Source organism: Streptomyces violaceusniger Tu 4113, from assembly GCF_000147815.2.
Lineage (GTDB): Bacteria > Actinomycetota > Actinomycetes > Streptomycetales > Streptomycetaceae > Streptomyces > Streptomyces violaceusniger_A.
Window position 1 is genome coordinate 7,131,663 of record NC_015957.1, and the last position, 16,665, is coordinate 7,148,327.

Sequence of the window (16,665 nt, forward strand, 5' to 3'; positions counted from 1 at the left end):
TGAGCGCCCCCTCCTGAGCGCCCCCCTGAGCGCGGAGCGGCCGTGGCGCCGATCGGGCTACACCTGGGCGAGGATGCCTCCGTCGACGCGGAACTGTGATCCGGTGAGCCAGCGCGCCCGCTCCGACACCAGGAACGCGACCAACTCGGCGGCGTCCTCAGGGGTTCCGGGGCGGTTCATCGGCACGTTCAGCCGCGCCGCGAGGCCGCGCTGCGCCTCCTCCAGCGAAACCCCCTGGCTGTCGGCGATCTTCTGATGGTGCGCGATCGCCCCCGGGGTGGCGATGAAGCCCGGCAGGACACAGACCACCCGCACCCCGGCCGGGCCGACCTCGGCCGCGAGCGAGCGGCTGTAGCTGTTCAGCGCGGCCTTGGCCGCCGCGTAGGCCGCCTGGCCCGGCTGCGGCAGATGGCTCGCGATGGACGAGACATGCACCACGACCCCCGAGCCGCGCTCCACCATGCCCGGGACCAGTTCCTGGTCCAGCCGGACCGCGGACAGCAGATTGCTCTCGAGGTCCGACTGCCAGGTTGCCGGCGGCCGGGTCAGCGTGGACTCCGGGGCGCTGCCGGCACCGGCGTTGTCGACGAGGATGTCCACCCCGCCGGCGGCGTCGCGCACCCGCTCCGCCAACTGCCGTGCTCCGTCGGGGTCCGCGAGGTCCGCGGTGAAGAACCGCGCCGGCAGCGAACCCTCGGGCGGCGCCGATCTGGCTGCCGCGAACACGGTCGCGCCCGCCGCGGCGAGTCGCCGCACGATCGCCGCGCCGAGCCCGCGGCTCCCGCCCGTGACCAGCGCGCGCCGCCCCGCAAGCCCTTCGTCGAGGATCGGCGAGGATGCGTCGATTCCGCTCCCACCAGCGGGTAGGTTGCTCTCTGTGCCATTCATGCGCCCAGAATACCTGACTTACCAGTAAGGCAGTTGAATATGCCGGAGCAAGCCGATCGAAGGCGTACCGACACCCGTCGGCGCGTGCGGGCCATCGCGCTGAAGATGTTCACCGAGCAGGGCTACGAGCTGACCTCGTTGACTCAGGTCGCCAAGCAGGCGGGGGTCACCAGGCAGGCCGTCCTGCACCACTTCGCGAACAAGGAGGAGCTGCTCACCAGCTCCTACGAAGAACTGCTCCCGGCGCTCGACGCCGTCATCGAGTCCGCACGCGCCCACCCGCCGTCCGCCGCGACCCGCATGCGAGCCGTTGAGGAATTCGACACCCTGGTCCGCGGCGAGCACGGTGCCTCGCTGGTGTGCGCCCAGGTCAACGAGCACGCCCTGCGGGGCCTGGCCGCCGCGCGCACACTCCAGCAACGACTGGGCGACCTGACCCGCGCACTGGCCACCGGCGAAGGGCCCGAGGGCATGATGCGCGGACGGCTGGCCCTGTCCGCCGTCGTCATGGCCGCGGCACGCGGACGCGAACTGGGCGGCCGACAAGCGGAACGCCACGCAGCGGCGCTCACGGTGGCCCGCTCACTGATCGCACCCGAGACCGGGTCCTAGAAGGAGTCTCTCCCGCTCCTGCCCGGCGGTTCACGATCCGAGCCGCTCAGGGGTGCAGTCCGGTCAGGAGACTGCGGCGAGCGGAGTCGACGTGTTCTTCGGCGCGCCGGGCCAGCGTCTCGCGGTCGCCGGAGCGCAGGAGCCTCGCCAGTTCGTGGTGTTCGTCCACCACCCGGGCACGGTAGTGCTCGTAGCCGAGGGCGATACGGCGGAGCTGGAAGAGATAGATCTGTGAGCGTATGGCGTGCCATGCCGCGCCGAGTCTGCCGTTGTCGGAGGCCGCGTAGATCAGGTCGTGGAAGGCGATGTCGAGCGCGAGCAGCCTCGTGCCGGACGCCTCGCCGCCGGTCTCTTCCGCCATCGCCTGGACCAGGGTGTCCAGCTCGGTCAGCTGATCGGCGGTCGCGTTGCCCTGCGCGCTCGTCGCCGCGAGGCGGTCGAGCGCGGCGCGCACGGCGTAGACCTCCTCGACGTCCTGCTCGGTGACGTCGATGACGGTGGTGCCGCGATGCCAGGCGCTCCGGACCAGCCCTTCGCGTTCGAGGAAGGCGAGTCCTTCGCGTACCGATCCGCGGCTGACCCCCAATGAGGCGGCGAGTTCGACCTCGCGCAGCGGCGATCCGGGCGGGAAGTGGCCGGTGAAGATCGCCTCGCGGATGAGGTCGGCGGCCTCTTGTGCCAGTCCGCGGCGGCTGGCTCTGGGGAGCGGTGCGATGGGCATGTCGAATGTTGACATTCGGATGTGCGGTGCTGCAAGGTCTGAAGCCATCCGAGCCAAGGGAGCCGCTCCATGTCTGTGCGTCCTGCCGTGCATCTGGCCATACCCGTGGATGACCTGGATGCCGCGCGCCGGTTCTACGGAGGGGTCCTCGGGCTTGCCGAGGGACGTTCCACCGGCCAATGGGTCGATTGGGATCTGCACGGCCATCAACTGGTGACACATGTGGTCCCCGGTGGCCCCGTGTCCACCGGGACCAGCTCGGTCGACGGGCAGGCGGTTCCGATCCCCCACTTCGGACTGCTGCTGTCGACCGGGGACTTCCACGGGCTCGCCGACCGGCTCCGCGCGGCGGGCGCCGACTTCGTCATCGACCCCTGCCTTCGGTTCCGGGGCGAGCCGGCGGAGCAGTGGACGATGTTCCTCCACGATCCGGCCGGCAACGCGCTGGAGTTCAAGGCGTTCCGTGACGAGTCGAAGGTGTTCGTGCGATGAGGCGGGTGCTGGTCACAGGAGCGTCGCGGGGCATCGGCCGTGCCGTGGCCCACGCGTTCGCCGAGCGGGGCGACCGCGTGGGGGTGCACTACGCGACGGGCCTCGCGGATGCCGAGGACACCTTGCGAGGCTTGCCAGGCTCCGGCCATTGTCTGCTCGGCGGCGATCTCGGTGATCCACAAGCGGCGCAGGACATCGCCGAGACGGCCGTGCGGACGCTGGGCGGGGTCGATGTGCTGGTCAACAACGCCGCCATCGCGCCGTCCGCCGAGAACCGCCACTCCGTGGCCGACGTGTCCTACGCGGACTGGCAGCGGATCTGGCACCGCATGATCGACGTCAATCTGCTCGGTGCGTCGAACATGACCTACTGCGTCGCCCGGCATCTCATCGACCGCGGCGCGACCGGGAGCATCGTCAACATCGGTTCCCGCGGCGCCTTCCGGGGCGAGCCCGACTTCCCCGCGTACGGCGCGAGCAAGGCCGCGCTGCACGCTTTCGGGCAGTCGATGGCCGTCGCGCTGGCGCCGCACGCGATCGCGGTGGCCTCCGTGGCCCCCGGGTTCGTCGCGACCGAACGGCAGGCCCCCAAGATGGCCGGTCCCACCGGGGACGAGCTACGGGGCCAGAGCCCGTTCGGGCGGGTCGGGACGCCCGAGGAGGTGGCCGCCGCCGTGCTCCACCTGGCCTCACCGGAGGCCGCGTGGTCCTCCGGAGCCGTGCTCGACCTCAACGGCGCGTCCTACCTACGGACCTGAGACAGCCCTACGGACCTGAGACAGCACCTTGGTCATACGCCCCGGACGAGGGCGACGGCGAACAGCGTGAAGGCGAGCACGATGACGCCCACGCGCACGTAGTGAAACCGGTCCCACCGCCCCACCTGATGCTTCCAGTCCGCGGGCACGCCCTCGCGCGACCAGGCCGCGACGCGCGAATTGATGGGCACGAGCAGGAGGATCGACATCACCACGCTCAGCACGAGCAGGAGCGTGCCCGCGGTGATGAACGACGCGCCCGCGGCACCCCACGTCACCGCGGCCCAGACCGCGCCGAGGACGACCGAGCCGACGTACCAGAACGGCATGACCCTGCCCAGGACGCGCGCCCCGTCGCTGCGAGCGTCGAGTCCGCCGTCGTTCGGGAGCCGGTCGAGGATCGGGTTGACGAACACCGCCACCGCGAACTCCACGCCCACCATCACTCCGACCACGACGACCGTGACGACTGCCAATACGTCCTGCATGTCCCCTCCAAAGTTTTCCCGGCACCGATTCCTAGCATCGCTAGAATCTGGTGCGACGATAGACCTGCCGACGCACTATTGTCTAGCGATGCTAGGATCGAGGTCATGTCAGTACACGAACGCAAGGCACGCGAGCGGGCCAACCGCCACCAGCTGATCGTCTCAACGGCCCGCGAACTCGCCGAGACCCACGGCTGGGACGCGGTCACCACACGTCGGCTCGCCGAGCGGATCGAGTACAGCCAGCCCGTGCTCTACAGCCACTTCCGGAGCAGGAACGAGATCGTGGGAGCGGTCGCAATGGAGGGGTTCGCCGAGCTGACGGCCGCGTTGCGGGCCGCGGTGCCGGAGGGGCCGGCCGACCGGGAGGCGGTGACCGCCCTGGCCCACGCCTACACGGACTTCGCCGAGCGCAACCACGCCTTGTACGACGCGATGTTCAGCCTCGACAACGGCCTGCCCTTCGCCGACGAGGCCACGCCCGCCCCCCTGCGCGAGGGGTACCAGGCCCTGCTGGACCCTCTCCAGGACCACGCGGGCTCCGATGCCCCGGGGTTGTTCGTCGAGACGTTCTGGGCCGCGCTGCACGGACTGGTCACCCTCACCCGTGCCGGACGCATGCCCGCCGACCAGGTCCCCCAGCGCCTCGCCCTCCTGATCGACCGCTTCATCCCCCGCTGAGGCCGGTGGGACGCCGCCTGCCACCCCGCCACGGACGCGCAGCACGACCGAGCAGCTCGGCCCGCCCGGGGATCCCGGCCCGGTTCGCCATGCGGTGCCGTGGACCGCGATCAACCTCACCGACTACTACTTCGCCCGCCACGGCCACTACGACATTCCCGAACTGCTGACGAAGAACGGACGGTACGGCACCTTCACCTGTGGGCGGTGCTCGTCCACCTGGTGTCGATCGCCGCCGAACTGCCGTTCATCAACAGCAGCAGCTACGTCGGCCCGCTGGTGCGATCCCTCGGCGGCGCCGACCTGTCCTGGCTCGTCGGGCTGGTCGTGGGCGCGGTGGGGTACTACGCCCGCACCAAGCTGTTCGCCGACCGACGGCCCCGGGCGGTCGCTCCCGGACTGGTCAGGAGCCGACGGCCGCCATGCCCGTCGGGCGTGCGGAGAGCAGCGCCAGGCAGTTGTCCCACAGGGCTTCGAGGTGCTGCGTGTTGTTGTAGAGCTTGGCGAACAGCACCTGGCCCTCGAGCTGAGCGACGACCGACCGGGCAGCGGCATGGGTGTCGCCGACGGTGACCTCCCCGCGCTCCCGGGCTTCGGCGATGACCGTATCGACCATCTCCACCTGGGCGTCGAAGATCTGCTGAAGGCGGGCGCGGATGGGCTCGGTCTGATTGCTCAGTTCCAGGGTGAGGTTGCCGAACATGCATCCGGAGACCGTTCCACAGCTCTGCTGGCCCGCGCGCAGACCGGCCTGGGTCTGCTCGAACAGCCGGCGCAGCCGCGAGAGCGGCTCCCCGTCGTCCTGCAGGGCCCGGGCCCAGTCGCCGCGCTGCGCCTGCCAGTGCTCGTCGAGGACGGCCAGGGCAAGAGCCTCCTTCGACTCGAAGAAGTAGTAGAAGCTGCCCTTGGGAACGTCGGCCGCCTTGCAGATCTCGGCGACACCCAGCGCCGAGTAGCCACGCAGCTCGATGAGCGAGTGCGCGGCGTTGAGGATCTTCTCCTTCGCATCACTGGTGCGTCCCATGGCGGTAAGTGTACGACCGATCGTCTATACCGAGAATCCGCAGCCCCCGGGCGTCCCGCCGGACGCCCGGGGGTCGGCCGGTCCCCCTTGGTCCATGCCGCTGGTGGCAATTAGACGACTGGTCTACTAATCTTTAGCCGATCGGTCGACTATCGACCGCATGCTCAAGGCCGCTGCCTGATCAGTCCGCCGGACGCAAGCCCGTCGCCCGGCCCGGTAGGCACCCGACGGTGCCCTCACACACGGTTCCGACCGACCGCCCCTGTGGCCATGCCACCGGTCCTCTCGATCGCATCAGCGCGGCTGGAAGAACGCGAGCATCTTCCGGCCGGCGTCCGGCGACATCAGGATTTCCTGGACGCTCGCGGACTGCCGACCGGCAGTGCTGGTGCGTTCGAACATCTCGCGTTCGTATTCCCCCACGGCGGCGGGAAAGTCGTCCGGGTGCGCGGCCAGCGCGAGGCCGAGCAAGGCGCCGTCGAGCAGTGCCATGTTGGCGCCCTGCCCCACCGGCGGCATCAGGTGCGCGGCGTCGCCGAGCAGCGTGATGTCCGGTGTCGACGGCCAGGTCAGACCGACCGGAAGCGTGGTGATCGACCGTGGCAGGACCGTGTCGTCGCAGGCGGCGATCAGCGCGGTGAACCGTGCGTCCCAGCCGGTGAACAGGTCGATCAGCCGCGCCCGGGCGGCGGCGGGGTCGTCGAACGGGATGCCACTACGGCCGAACCAGTCCTCGGCGGTGTAGAAGCTGAGGTAGATGCGTACGCGGCCGTCGCCGTTGCGCTGTGCCGAGAGGGATTGTCCGTTGCCGAGCGCCCAGTAATTGCCGCGCCCAACCATCGCCGCGAGATCGGGATGGGTGCGGTCGATCTCGGGAATCCCGAGCTCAACGACGTTTTGGCCGGTGTGCGTTGGTCGGGCGTCGGTGAGCAGGGCGCGGACCCGGGAGTCCGCGCCGTCGGCGCCGACCAACAGGTCATACGTCGTGCTGCTGCCGTCGGCGAAGTGCAGCAGGCCGTCACCGGCGTGCTCGAAGGCGTGCCCCCAACGCACCGCGTGCTCGGGCAGCGAATCCAGCAGCAGATGACGCAGATCGGCACGGTCGACCTCGGGTCGGTCGAGCGGGGCGTCCTCGGGCGTGTCCTCCTGCAGCAGGAGGGTGCCGTCCGGCTCCAGAAGGCGCAGGTCCTGGCCTTCGCGACGGGCCATCGCGCGGAACTGGTCGATCAGACCGGCCTCGTGTATCGCCCGTTGACCGGTCTCGGTGTGCAGGTCGAGCATGCCGCCCTGACCGCGGGCGTCGCGCGACGGTTCGCGTTCGTACACGATGGCGTCGATGCCGTTCACGTGCAGCACACGGGCAAGGGCCAGGCCGCCCAAGCCGGCTCCAACGATGCCGATGGTCATGGTTGCCTCCGATTCACCGGCGGAGCCGGGGCGCGAGCACCGTACGCACGGCCTTGGCCACCTTGCTCGCGGCGGATCCGTCCGCCTCCTCGGGTTCCGGTTCCAGCACGCGCTGGATCTGCAGCAGCAGTTGGTTGGTCGACCGCCAGAGCGGGACGAACATCCCGGCGACCGGCCCGACGCCATGGATCGGGCCGCCGGACAGCTCGGTGACGTTCTTGGCGATCGTGACCGTTGCCGGGTCCCGCAGGATCAGGTGCACCTCTTCGTCGACCAGCCGGATTTCCATCCTGCGCGCGGCGGCTTCCTCCGGGTTCGCGTCCGTGGTCGTCTCCGGGTCCAGTTCGTCGATCTTGGCGGCGACCGCGTCCGGGTCGACTCCGAGTTCGCGCAACACCCTGGCCGCCATGCTGTTCTCCGCCCGCAGCATCGCCTCTAGAAGGTGATGGCTGCCGACCGGTGCGCCACCGGCCAGCGCGCCGGCGGCGGACACGGTGTCCTCCGTGGCAGGTGTGCCGGCCGGCCATGGGCCTGCCGCGGCGTCCGGCGATCCCTCCGCTGAGGCCAGCACCGCGGCACGGATCTTGCTGATCGGACTGATCCGCTCGGCAAGCGCCTTCGCGCCGACGCCCTCACCTTCGCTGACCAGGGCGAGCAGGATGTGTTCCGTACCGATGTAGGTGTGGTGGAGCTGCTGCGCCTCGCGCACGGCGAGGTCCAGCGTCTTCTTCGCGCGCGGCGCGAACGGGATATGGCCGCTCAGCTCCTGCGCGCCGGGCTTGACCACCGCGGCGATATCGGCCCGCGCCGTCTCCTTGTCGTACCCGAGCCGGTGCAGAACCTTCGCCGCCGTGCTGTCCGGCGCGTCGAGCAGCCCCAACAGGATGTGCTCCGTGCCGATGTAGTGGTGCTTGAGCAGCCTCGCCTCCTCCTGAGCCGTGACGACCACCTTGCGGGCTTCCACCGTGAACCTTTCAAATGGCATGTCTCCATGGTCGCAACCCCTGTCAATACACTGTTATTGATAGGGTCACCGTGGCGAAGGGAAGGTGTGATGGAGACACCGTCGGACTGGGAGGACCGGCTCGCGCGCTGGCAGAATGAGCTGGAGCTGTTCGAGCGGCTGGACGAGACACCCTGGGTCACACTGGCCAAGGCGGAGGCCGAGACCGGCGTTTCCCGCTCCGCCCTGCGGTCCTGGTACCGCAACGGCGAGATCCGGTCCCGCCTCGTGGACGGCCCGAACGGGCCGCAGCGCCTGGTCCAACTGGACGCGGTGATCGAGCGCGCCGCCGCGTCACCGCGCATTCAACGCCGGGCGGAACGGGAAGTCAGCCTGGAGGCCCAGGTCACCCTGCTACGGCACCGAGTTGACCAGCTCGAGCTGCGACTGGCCGCGCTGGAGCGGAGGTAAGAGGAACTTGATGCGTATTCAGGCATTCGTCCCGTTGCGCTGAGAAGCGTTTCATGGCCTGCTCCAGCGGCCGTTACGGTCGGATTTATGGAGTGGAATTTTCAGACGGCCGAAAGGCTCGCGGCCGCTTTGCGTGCCGGTGAAGTGACCTCGGCGGAACTGACCGACCAGGCGATCGCCCGTATCGAGCGGGACGACAAGGCGATCAACGCGATCTGTGTGCCGGACTTCGACCGGGCACGGGCCGCCGCGCGCGATGCCGACCAGGCGCGCGCCCGTGGCGAGGACCGGCCGCTGCTCGGCATTCCGGTGACGGTCAAGGAGTCCTACAACATCGCCGGGCTGCCCACGACCTGGGGCATGCCGCCACACCGCGACTTCATGCCGGCCGAGGACGCGGTGCAGGTGTCGCGGCTCAAGGACGCGGGCGCGGTGGTGCTCGGTAAGACCAATGTGCCCTTGGGGCTGCAAGATATCCAGAGCTTCAACGAGATCTACGGCACCACCAACAACCCGTGGGACCACGGCCGCACGCCGGGCGGATCCTCCGGCGGATCGGCGGCGGCCCTGGCGTCCGGATTCGGCGCGCTGTCCATCGGCTCCGACATCGCCGGTTCATTGCGCACCCCCGCGCATTTCTGCGGTGTCTACGCACACAAGCCGACACTCGGGCTGGCGGCCAACCGCGGTATGGTCCCGCCGTCCGCACCGGCCTTGCCGGTCGACCTCGACCTCGCCGTCGTCGGTCCGATGGCCCGCACCGCCCGCGACCTCACACTCCTGCTCGACATCATGGCCGGACCGGATCCGTTGACGCTCGGCGTGGCGCACCACTTGAGGTTGCCGCCCACGCGCCACGAACGGCTCCGCGACTTCCGGGTCTTGATCCTCGACGAACATCCGCTCATTCCAACCGGGTCGGCGGTGCGGGCGGGCGTGAACCGAGTCGCCGACGCGCTTGTCGACGGCGGCGCCCACGTCGAACGGCACAGTCCGCTGCTACCCGATCTGGCCGAGGCCGGGACGCTCTACAGCCAGTTGCTGGTTTCGGGCTCCGTCGCACGTTTTCCCATCGAACCGTACGATCGGCTGCGGTCCCGCGCCGCCGGACTGAGCGCGGACGACCAGAGTCTCGACGCGGCACGGCTGCGCGCCATGGTGTTCAGCCACCCCGACTGGCTCCAGGCGAACAACCGCCGCGAACTGCACCGCCACGGCTGGCGGCAACTGTTCGCCGAGTTCGATGCCGTGGTGTGCCCGATCACGCCCACTCCCGCGTTCCCGCACGACCACGACCCCAATCCGCTGGAACGCCGGATCGACATCGACGGCGTCGACTACCCGTACTTCGACCAGCTCGTCTGGGCAGGTCTGGCCACCATGCCCGGCCTGCCCGCCACCGCCATACCGGCGGGCCGGTCCCCCGAGGGCCTGCCGGTGGGAGTGCAGCTCATCGGCCCGATGTTCGAGGACCGCACCCCGCTGCGGCTGGCCGAACTGCTCGAAGAGAAGATCGGCGGCTTCCAGGCACCGAATTAGGGCGTCCTACCGACTGTCCGTCGAGGGCGAGGGGTAGCCGGTTCACGGCTATGTGCTCCGGCTACCCCGCACACGTGTAACTGAGCTTTCAGTCGGCCACGCTTTTCAGTTGGCCACCCGTAGGTGCCGTCGTTCGGCCAGTTCCTCCGGGCTGACCACGGTCAGAACCGGGGTACCGGGCGGCGCGAACATGGTCACCACAAGCTGCGACTGCGCGTCCGGAAGGTTGTTGGCACCCTGGTAATGGATCACATCTCCCCCGGGCTCGAACAGGGCGTCACCGGCCTTGAGCACCCGGGGCGCCTCCCCCTCCAGCTCGAAGAGGATCTCGCCCTCGGTCACGATGCCGTACAGCGGTCCGGGGTGCCGGTGCGGCGGCGCGCCGGGGTCACCTGGCGCCAGGGTGACCCGGACGGTCCTGGCCTCGGCGCCGGCCGGGATCCGGTCCGCCGCCCCCGGCAGGGTCATGATCACCTCAACGCCATGTGGCAGGTGTGCGTGCTCAGCACTCATGTGTTCCTCCAAACAGGGACTGTCCATAGAAAGGACAAGACGGCCTCCCTGTTTGTGACAGCCCCGCCTCCGCTCTTCGAGAAGTCCGACGAAGGACGAGGCGACGAGGGCGACAGCGCGGTCGTCGTCGTGGGTCAGTTGGCGCAGGACCTCCCGCACGGCGGTCCCCGACAGCTCGACCAGGGCCTGGGCCAGGCGTATCCGGGTCGCGGAGTCCGCGGTGGGGGCGGCGAGTTCGTCGGCCAGTGCGGTCAGGATCCGGGCCCCGCACCCGGGGTCCTGGGACAGCGTTCCCAGGACCTCCGCCGCGTCGACGTCGTTGGAGCCCTCGACCACCATGCCGACGAGGGTCGGCACGGCCGCGGTCACGCCACGCTTGCCCGACGCCAGAGCGGCGTGTCTGCGCACCGCCGGGTCCGGGTCCCCGAGCGCGTCCGCAAGCACCGCGGTCGCGCCCGGGGCCTCGGAGATCTCGGCGATCGTCAGTACCGCGCGCCGCCGGATGTCGACGTCCTCCGAGTGCACGCCGGCGGCCAGCGTCGCCACGCCGTCGCCGCCGGATCGGGCGAGCGCCCAGCGCAGGGCGCCGGCGACAACGGGGTCGGATTCGGCCAGGACCGCTCCGGCCAGCAGTTCGGCGGGGACCGGCACGTCCCCCGGCCGGGCCAGGACCGCCTGCTGCCTGCGCGCGGCGCTGGTCGACTTGAGCCCCTGCATGAGTTCGACGATGCGCAGGACGTCCTGCCAGCCGGTGGGCGCCGACGCATCGATCGCGCGGAGCCGTTCGAGCAGCTCCGCTTCCCGTGCCAAGCGGTCTTCCGTCCATTGGATGAGGTCGCTGACCAGGGCGGACGGGATGAAGGCCGGGTCGTCCAGCGCGCGCCCGATCTGCTTGAGCGAGAGCCCTAGGGACCGCAGGCTCTCCACGTGGAAGATCCTGCGGACGTCCTCGGCGGAGTACTCGCGGTAGCCGCCGACGGTGCGACCGGTCGGGCGCACCAGCCCGAGGGCGTCGTAGTGCCGGAGCATCCGGGCGCTCACCCCCGAGTGACGGGCCACCTCGCCGATCAGCAATCCGCGATCTCCGCAGTCTTCGCGGACGCCGTAGCCTCCGCGGCAGCGGCTCGTTCCGGGCCGAGTGTGACGACTCGCTTCGCCTCGTCGATGGCCGCGTCGAAGCCGGTTTCCGGGTTCTGCCGGAGCAGCTCGGTGGCGCGGGCGTGCGTGGCCACCGCCGGGTCTTCGTCCGCCGCGGCCCGCTCCAGGGCGCGGTCTGTCACATCGCCGAGGTCGACCAGGGCCCGGCTCAGGCTCAGCCGCACCTCGCGGTCGCCGCGGCCGAGCTGCGTGGCCAGTTCGTCGGCCAGGTCCTCCTTCTCGTCCTCGGGTACGAGGACGACCGCGACGCGCCACGCGGTCCGCGCGATCTCGTCGTCGGTGTCGCGCAGCAGGTCGCGGGTGATCCAGGCCCATGCGCCCTTGTCGCCGATCTTGGAGAGCGTGTGCAACGCCTGGCTGCGGGCCTGAGTGCGCTCAGCGTGGAGTTCCAGGCGGATCCGGGGCAGGGTGATCTCCGGCGAGAGGCGGGTCAGCGCCCAGGACAGCATGTCCCGTACGAAGAAGTCCGGCTCGACCGCGCACCGCTCGACGAGCGGCTCCAGGAAACCGGGGTCGGGGTTCGAGCCGACCGCCAGGGCCGCCTGAAGCCGGACCGACGAGTCGTCGGCGCTCAGGGCGTTGGCCACGCGGGTGTTCTGCGGGGTTCCGATGGTTGTGTTGATCGGGGCCACCTCCTGCACCCAGGACACACGTTATCACCGTGTCAAGGTCAAGCCCGTGACCGGCGGATCGGAAGATCCGCTGGTCACGGGCCGATGCCGGTGCACCCTGTGGAACAGCGCTCAGTCGCGCGATGCCGATGCGGCGGACCGGTTCGCGGAGCCGTTGATCACGAACTGCGAGCCGGGCTCCTTCATCACGTCGCCCTCGGCCGAGTTGGTGATCGTCACGTTCGTCAGCGTGGCGCTGCCGCGCGCCCCGCTCATCGCGAGGATCCCGGACCCGTTGTTGGACTTGTCGACGGTGACGTTCTCGATCCGGACGCCGGGCATCGCGCCGCCGCCCGTCTTGAACTGGATGCCGTCGTAGGTGGAGTCGTGGATGTCGGTGTCGCGGATCGTGACCCCCGGGATGTCCTGCCCTTGGGCGAACAGGGTGATCGCGCCGAACTCCTGGGCCTCGCCCCAGAACGCGCCGCCCGTGCGGTACAGGCCGTTGTTGGCGATGAGCGTCTGGCCCGAGAAGGGCAGCGGGTCGTGGTCCGTGGCCAGCATGATCCCCGGGTAGTTCATGGTGTCGGAGATCAGGTTGTTCTCGATCGTGTTGCCGTAGCCGCCGTAGACCGCGATGCCGTTGGCCCGCCAGGGCAGTTGGATGGTGTTGTTGCGGAAGTGGTTGTCGTGGCCGATGTCCGTCGAGGTGTCCTTCACGTACTTGTTGGCCCAGACGGCGAGCGAGTCGTCGCCGGTGTTGCGGAAGGAGGAGTTGTATACGGTCGAATTGCGGGTGCCGTTGGTGAAGTTGACGCCGTCGGCGTAGGTGTTGCGGATCCGTACGCCGCTGAATTCGAGGCCGTCACCGGGCCCCCACAGCTCGGGGATGTTGGAGTAGTCGCGGCCGACCCAGGCGCCGACGTTGGCGTGCTCGAGCCACACGTTGGTGATCTTGGTGTTCTTGCCGAAGCGGCCATTGAGCCCGACACCGCCCTCGGCGCCGCCGTCGCCGCCGCGGATGGTGCCGGAGCCGAAGACGGCGATGTCGGAGATCTTGGTGTTGTCGTCGATGTCGAAGCCGAAGTTGCCCTCGTGGGGGTGGTTGATGCCGCCCGCTTCCTGGGGCGGGATGAGCGAGTAGAGCTGCGAGTGCCACATCCCGGCACCGCGGATGGTGACGTCCCGGATGCCCATCTGGTTGTACTGGCCGTGATCCTGCGGGTCGTCGGTCAGGATCTTCTTCTCCTGGCGCCACTGGCCCGCGGGGATCCACACGCAGGGGATCTGACCTTCCTGGTCCGCCGTGACGGCGCGCTGGATGGCGTCCGCGTCGTCGATGCCGTCGTTGGGCACGGCCCCGTAGTCGGTGATGGAGACGCAGTCGGCGGGCTTGGTGGCCGGTGCCGCCACCTGCTCCAGGTCGACCAGGTCGATGATGTAGAAGGCCGCGTCGTCACCGGTATCCCGCTGGAGCCGGAACTTGGTACCCACCGGGTAGGAGTCGGTGAGCAGCGCGTGGGACTCGTCGAACAGCCGCCGGGCGTCGCCGCCGGGCCGATTGGTCAGGCCCTCGGGGTCGTCGGTCGTGCCGTAGAGCCAACTGTGCTTGGAGGACAGGGTGAGTTTGCGGACGAACTTCCCGTCCGCGTAGAGGCTGATGGTCGCCTCCTTGCCGCCACCGGCTGCCGCGTCCGGGATGGAGTTGCGGACGACGATCGAGTTGGACGGTGTGGTGGAGGTGAACTCCACGTACTGACCGGTGGTGTCGAGCCGGACCGATGCACGCCCGGAGGACTCGGTGGCGAAGTTGGTGTGCCCGAAGGTGCGCTTGGCGTCCGCCTTCAGCAGGGTCCCGTCGTACCGGCCGTCCTCCGCCTCGTACTCGGTGTACGGCACGGCGGCGCCACGTCCGACGACGAGGGAGCGGGCGAAGGTGTTGTTGTCCTCGTTGGTCTCGGCGACGGTGCCGGTGGCGTCGGCCGTCGCGGCGAGCGTCGCTCCCCCGTTGGTGGCGGTCCAGTCGCCGCCGATGGCCACGGTGGCCGTACCACCGGCCGGGACGGTGCCCGCCGTGCCGTTCAGCGTGGTCTCGCCGACGGTGAGCCGGGTGACCGATCCGGCGGGCACCGCGCTCGTGCCCCTGTTGTGCACCGCGACGGTGAAGGTGACCTTGGCGCCCACGGCCGGGCTGGAGGGGTTGGTGGTGATGCCGGTGACCTCCAGGTCCGGTCCGGGGGCCTGGCCGACGACCAGCTTCGAGGCGGCGTTGCGGCTGTTGTTGGTGTTGTCGAGCTCAGGGACCGTGTCGGTCGGATCGACGACGGCGGAGACGGTGTAGCTGCCCATGGCCCGCTTGCCGACCTTGACCGGCACCTTCAACGACGCGCCCGCGGCGAGAGCGTCGACGGCGCCGCTGCCGGCGACCGTGCCCTCGAGGCTGACGTTCACCGTGGTCGCGGGCGCGGCGACCGTCCCGGCGTTGCGGACCGTCGCCTCGACGGTGACCGCGTCCGTCTCGGAGGGCGACTGGGGCGACCAGGAGAGATCGGTGACGGTCAGGTCGGGGGCGGGTGCGGCCGCGCCGACGACCTCGAACTCGGCGACCTGTCCGCCGCCGGCGCCGGTGTTTCCGGAGAACTGCAGCCGTACGTCCGCGTACCGGCCCGTGACCGGGATGGTCACCGTGTTCTTGTTCTGCGACGGGCTGAAGGTGTAGTCGGCCCGATCCTTCAGCAAGGTGAAACCGGACTCCCCGGCCGGCCGTCCCAGCACCTGAATGCTCTGCGACCGGGTGCTCCACACCGGATCGGGGTTCAGCTTGACGACGACGCCGGTCAGATCGGCGTCGGCGCCGAGCTTCGCGGTGAGCGTCGCGGACTGGCCGCTCGCCTCCCAGTAGGTGGCGGTGCTGCCGTCGTTGGCGTTGCTCGCGATGTAGTTCTGGGTGGTCGACGACGCCTCGATCGGCTTGCGCAGGGCCAGGTTGGTGCCCGCGGGCGGGTCCTCGGGGTTCTCCCCGCCGGCCTTCCCGCGCACCTCCACCTCGGAGAGCTGGACGGCGTTCCAGCCCGTGTTGCCGGTCACCTGGACGCGCACGTACCGCGCGTCGGCCGTGACATCGAGCGCCACGGTGTTGCCGGACGACGGCGAGAAGTCCTCGCGCGCGTCGGCGGCCACGGTGGTGAAGTTCTGGCCGTCGGCGCTGGCCTGGACTCTCACGCCCTCGGTGCGGGACTCCCACGACGCGGGGAGTTTCAGTACCACCTCGTCGATATCCGCCTTGCTCCCGAGGTCGACCTGCACCCACTGCGGGAACGAGCCCGCGGGGCCCTCCCAGTAGGAGGACTGGCTGCCGTCGGTGACATTGCTCGCCGGGTAGGAGCCGTGTGCCCCACTGGCCGTCACCGGCCTGCCCAGCGCCAGGTTCGTTCCCTCTGCGGCATGGGCTGCCACGGGCAGCAGCCCGACCGTGAGCAGACCCGCCGTCACAAGCCCGGCGGCTAACCGCCGACCGTGATGTCTTCTTCTCATGAGGCCCTCTCGATCTCTTCCCCTGAGCGCTCGCAACCGGCCCCGCCACCCGCCGCCCACCGACGCGCAGGATTTCTCGGGGCAGGGAGCACGCAGGCATGAGGGAGCGGTGCGCCTGGTGGACGATGACGGTGTTCAGCGGGCCCGGACGATGTCGCGGTGAAGAAGCCGAGCCAGCCGCAGTGCAAGAGTTGAGTAATTTCGTCTATCTTTTGCAGTGCCGTGACGACAGATTTCTACTGCCCATCGACTTTGTCAACGGCCTGGTACACCGCAGTACTTGGCGACGGAGCGCTTCAGTTGGCCACTGAGTGCCTCGGTTGGTGAGCGCCGCGTCTTCCCCGGAGGCGGCGACTACTCCTGCCACGTCCCGTCGCGCATGATGGTTCTCCCGCGCAGCTCCTGCTCGCCGCGCCAGGCGAGCACCGTCTTCGGCACCACGCGGACGTACAGAAAGGGGCCCTCCTCCGTGCGAGGATCCCACCCGAACTTGGCGGTGAACGCCTCGGCCGCGTCTGCGGGGACCTCCTGATCCGGGAAGCACTCCGCCTCCCCTTGGAGAAGCACCACATCGAAGGTGTCCGGCAGTGCCAGGCGTACGCGCGGCTCCTCGCGGACGTTCCGCGCCGTCACCGAAGTGGCGCTGGTGCACATCCAAACGGCCTGCCCATCCCACAGGAACCACAGCGGCACCTGGTGCGGTCCGCGCTCAGGATGCCCCGTCGACACCCATACATCCCGCTCGGCGACGAGCCGGTCCAGTGTGTCGCGCCGTCGCTCCGCCGCCTGGCGGCGAACGCTTCCCGTGGTCCGCATGGGAGCCGA

General features: G+C 69.7%; 16 protein-coding genes and 1 pseudogene. 6 read left to right on the plus strand and 11 right to left on the minus strand.

The window, feature by feature from the left end; all coding sequences use genetic code 11:
* Positions 1 to 57: 57 nt before the first annotated feature.
* A complete protein-coding gene (locus tag STRVI_RS29040; protein ID WP_014059195.1) occupies positions 58 to 888 on the minus strand; it encodes an oxidoreductase in 831 nt (276 codons plus the stop codon).
* A 39-nt stretch (positions 889 to 927) separates the two neighbouring features.
* Here STRVI_RS29040 and STRVI_RS29045 point away from each other — a divergent pair, with 39 nt between their 5' ends.
* Positions 928 to 1,500, plus strand: coding sequence for a TetR/AcrR family transcriptional regulator (locus STRVI_RS29045; RefSeq protein ID WP_014059196.1), 573 nt, complete (start codon positions 928 to 930; stop codon positions 1,498 to 1,500).
* Between the two features lie 46 nt (positions 1,501 to 1,546).
* On the opposite strand, the gene STRVI_RS29050 is transcribed toward STRVI_RS29045, so the two are convergent.
* Positions 1,547 to 2,221: a GntR family transcriptional regulator gene (locus STRVI_RS29050; protein ID WP_014059197.1), complete on the minus strand. Its 675-nt coding sequence runs from the start codon at positions 2,219 to 2,221 to the stop codon at positions 1,547 to 1,549.
* Between the two features lie 69 nt (positions 2,222 to 2,290).
* On the opposite strand from STRVI_RS29050, the gene STRVI_RS29055 reads away from it, so the two are divergent.
* The gene (locus STRVI_RS29055) at positions 2,291 to 2,713 is read left to right on the plus strand and encodes a VOC family protein (protein ID WP_014059198.1); all 423 of its coding nucleotides are present in this window, start codon (positions 2,291 to 2,293) and stop codon (positions 2,711 to 2,713) included.
* Positions 2,710 to 3,471 carry an SDR family NAD(P)-dependent oxidoreductase gene (locus STRVI_RS29060; RefSeq protein WP_014059199.1) on the plus strand — a complete coding sequence of 254 codons (762 nt, stop codon included), beginning with the start codon at positions 2,710 to 2,712 and terminating at the stop codon, positions 3,469 to 3,471. The genes STRVI_RS29055 and STRVI_RS29060 overlap by 4 nt, the downstream gene beginning before the upstream one ends.
* Positions 3,472 to 3,503: 32 nt before the next feature.
* On the opposite strand, the gene STRVI_RS29065 is transcribed toward STRVI_RS29060, so the two are convergent.
* On the minus strand, positions 3,504 to 3,959 hold the full coding sequence (locus STRVI_RS29065) for a DUF1772 domain-containing protein (protein WP_014059200.1): 456 nt from the start codon (positions 3,957 to 3,959) through the stop codon (positions 3,504 to 3,506).
* A gap of 105 nt (positions 3,960 to 4,064) precedes the next feature.
* Between STRVI_RS29065 and STRVI_RS29070 the strand changes: the two genes are divergently transcribed.
* Positions 4,065 to 4,640, plus strand: coding sequence for a TetR/AcrR family transcriptional regulator (locus STRVI_RS29070; RefSeq protein ID WP_014059201.1), 576 nt, complete (start codon positions 4,065 to 4,067; stop codon positions 4,638 to 4,640).
* Positions 4,641 to 5,043: 403 nt separating this feature from the next.
* Here STRVI_RS29070 and STRVI_RS29075 read toward each other — a convergent pair whose 3' ends face one another.
* The 3 genes from STRVI_RS29075 to STRVI_RS29085 all read right to left on the minus strand — a co-directional run bounded on the left by STRVI_RS29075 (position 5,044) and on the right by STRVI_RS29085 (position 8,056).
* Positions 5,044 to 5,664, minus strand: a complete 621-nt coding sequence (locus tag STRVI_RS29075; protein ID WP_014059202.1) for a TetR/AcrR family transcriptional regulator — start codon at positions 5,662 to 5,664, stop codon at positions 5,044 to 5,046.
* Positions 5,665 to 5,958: 294 nt separating this feature from the next.
* A complete protein-coding gene (locus tag STRVI_RS29080) occupies positions 5,959 to 7,071 on the minus strand; it encodes an FAD-dependent oxidoreductase (RefSeq protein WP_014059203.1) in 1,113 nt (370 codons plus the stop codon).
* 13 nt (positions 7,072 to 7,084) lie between these two features.
* Entirely contained in the window at positions 7,085 to 8,056 is a 972-nt protein-coding gene (locus STRVI_RS29085; RefSeq protein ID WP_014059204.1) for a Clp protease N-terminal domain-containing protein, read from the minus strand.
* 69 nt (positions 8,057 to 8,125) lie between these two features.
* Between STRVI_RS29085 and STRVI_RS29090 the strand changes: the two genes are divergently transcribed.
* Complete coding sequence (locus STRVI_RS29090) at positions 8,126 to 8,485, plus strand: hypothetical protein (RefSeq protein WP_014059205.1); 360 nt, start codon at positions 8,126 to 8,128, stop codon at positions 8,483 to 8,485.
* A gap of 87 nt (positions 8,486 to 8,572) precedes the next feature.
* Positions 8,573 to 10,024: an amidase gene (locus STRVI_RS29095; RefSeq protein WP_014059206.1), complete on the plus strand. Its 1,452-nt coding sequence runs from the start codon at positions 8,573 to 8,575 to the stop codon at positions 10,022 to 10,024.
* A 105-nt stretch (positions 10,025 to 10,129) separates the two neighbouring features.
* On the opposite strand, the gene STRVI_RS52960 is transcribed toward STRVI_RS29095, so the two are convergent.
* The 5 genes and pseudogenes from STRVI_RS52960 to STRVI_RS29115 form a co-directional block, all read right to left on the minus strand.
* A complete protein-coding gene (locus STRVI_RS52960; protein ID WP_353477083.1) occupies positions 10,130 to 10,564 on the minus strand; it encodes a cupin domain-containing protein in 435 nt (144 codons plus the stop codon).
* Positions 10,565 to 10,606: 42 nt separating this feature from the next.
* A pseudogene (locus STRVI_RS29100) lies at positions 10,607 to 11,611 on the minus strand (MerR family transcriptional regulator); the annotation flags it as partial.
* Positions 11,605 to 12,336, minus strand: a complete 732-nt coding sequence (locus tag STRVI_RS29105) for a HEAT repeat domain-containing protein (protein WP_043240134.1) — start codon at positions 12,334 to 12,336, stop codon at positions 11,605 to 11,607. The gene STRVI_RS29105 and the pseudogene STRVI_RS29100, both read right to left, overlap by 7 nt.
* Positions 12,337 to 12,438: 102 nt before the next feature.
* Entirely contained in the window at positions 12,439 to 15,840 is a 3,402-nt protein-coding gene (locus tag STRVI_RS29110) for a CARDB domain-containing protein (RefSeq protein ID WP_014059209.1), read from the minus strand.
* Between the two features lie 354 nt (positions 15,841 to 16,194).
* On the minus strand, positions 16,195 to 16,656 hold the full coding sequence (locus tag STRVI_RS29115) for a pyridoxamine 5'-phosphate oxidase family protein (protein ID WP_014059210.1): 462 nt from the start codon (positions 16,654 to 16,656) through the stop codon (positions 16,195 to 16,197).
* Positions 16,657 to 16,665: the final 9 nt, after the last annotated feature.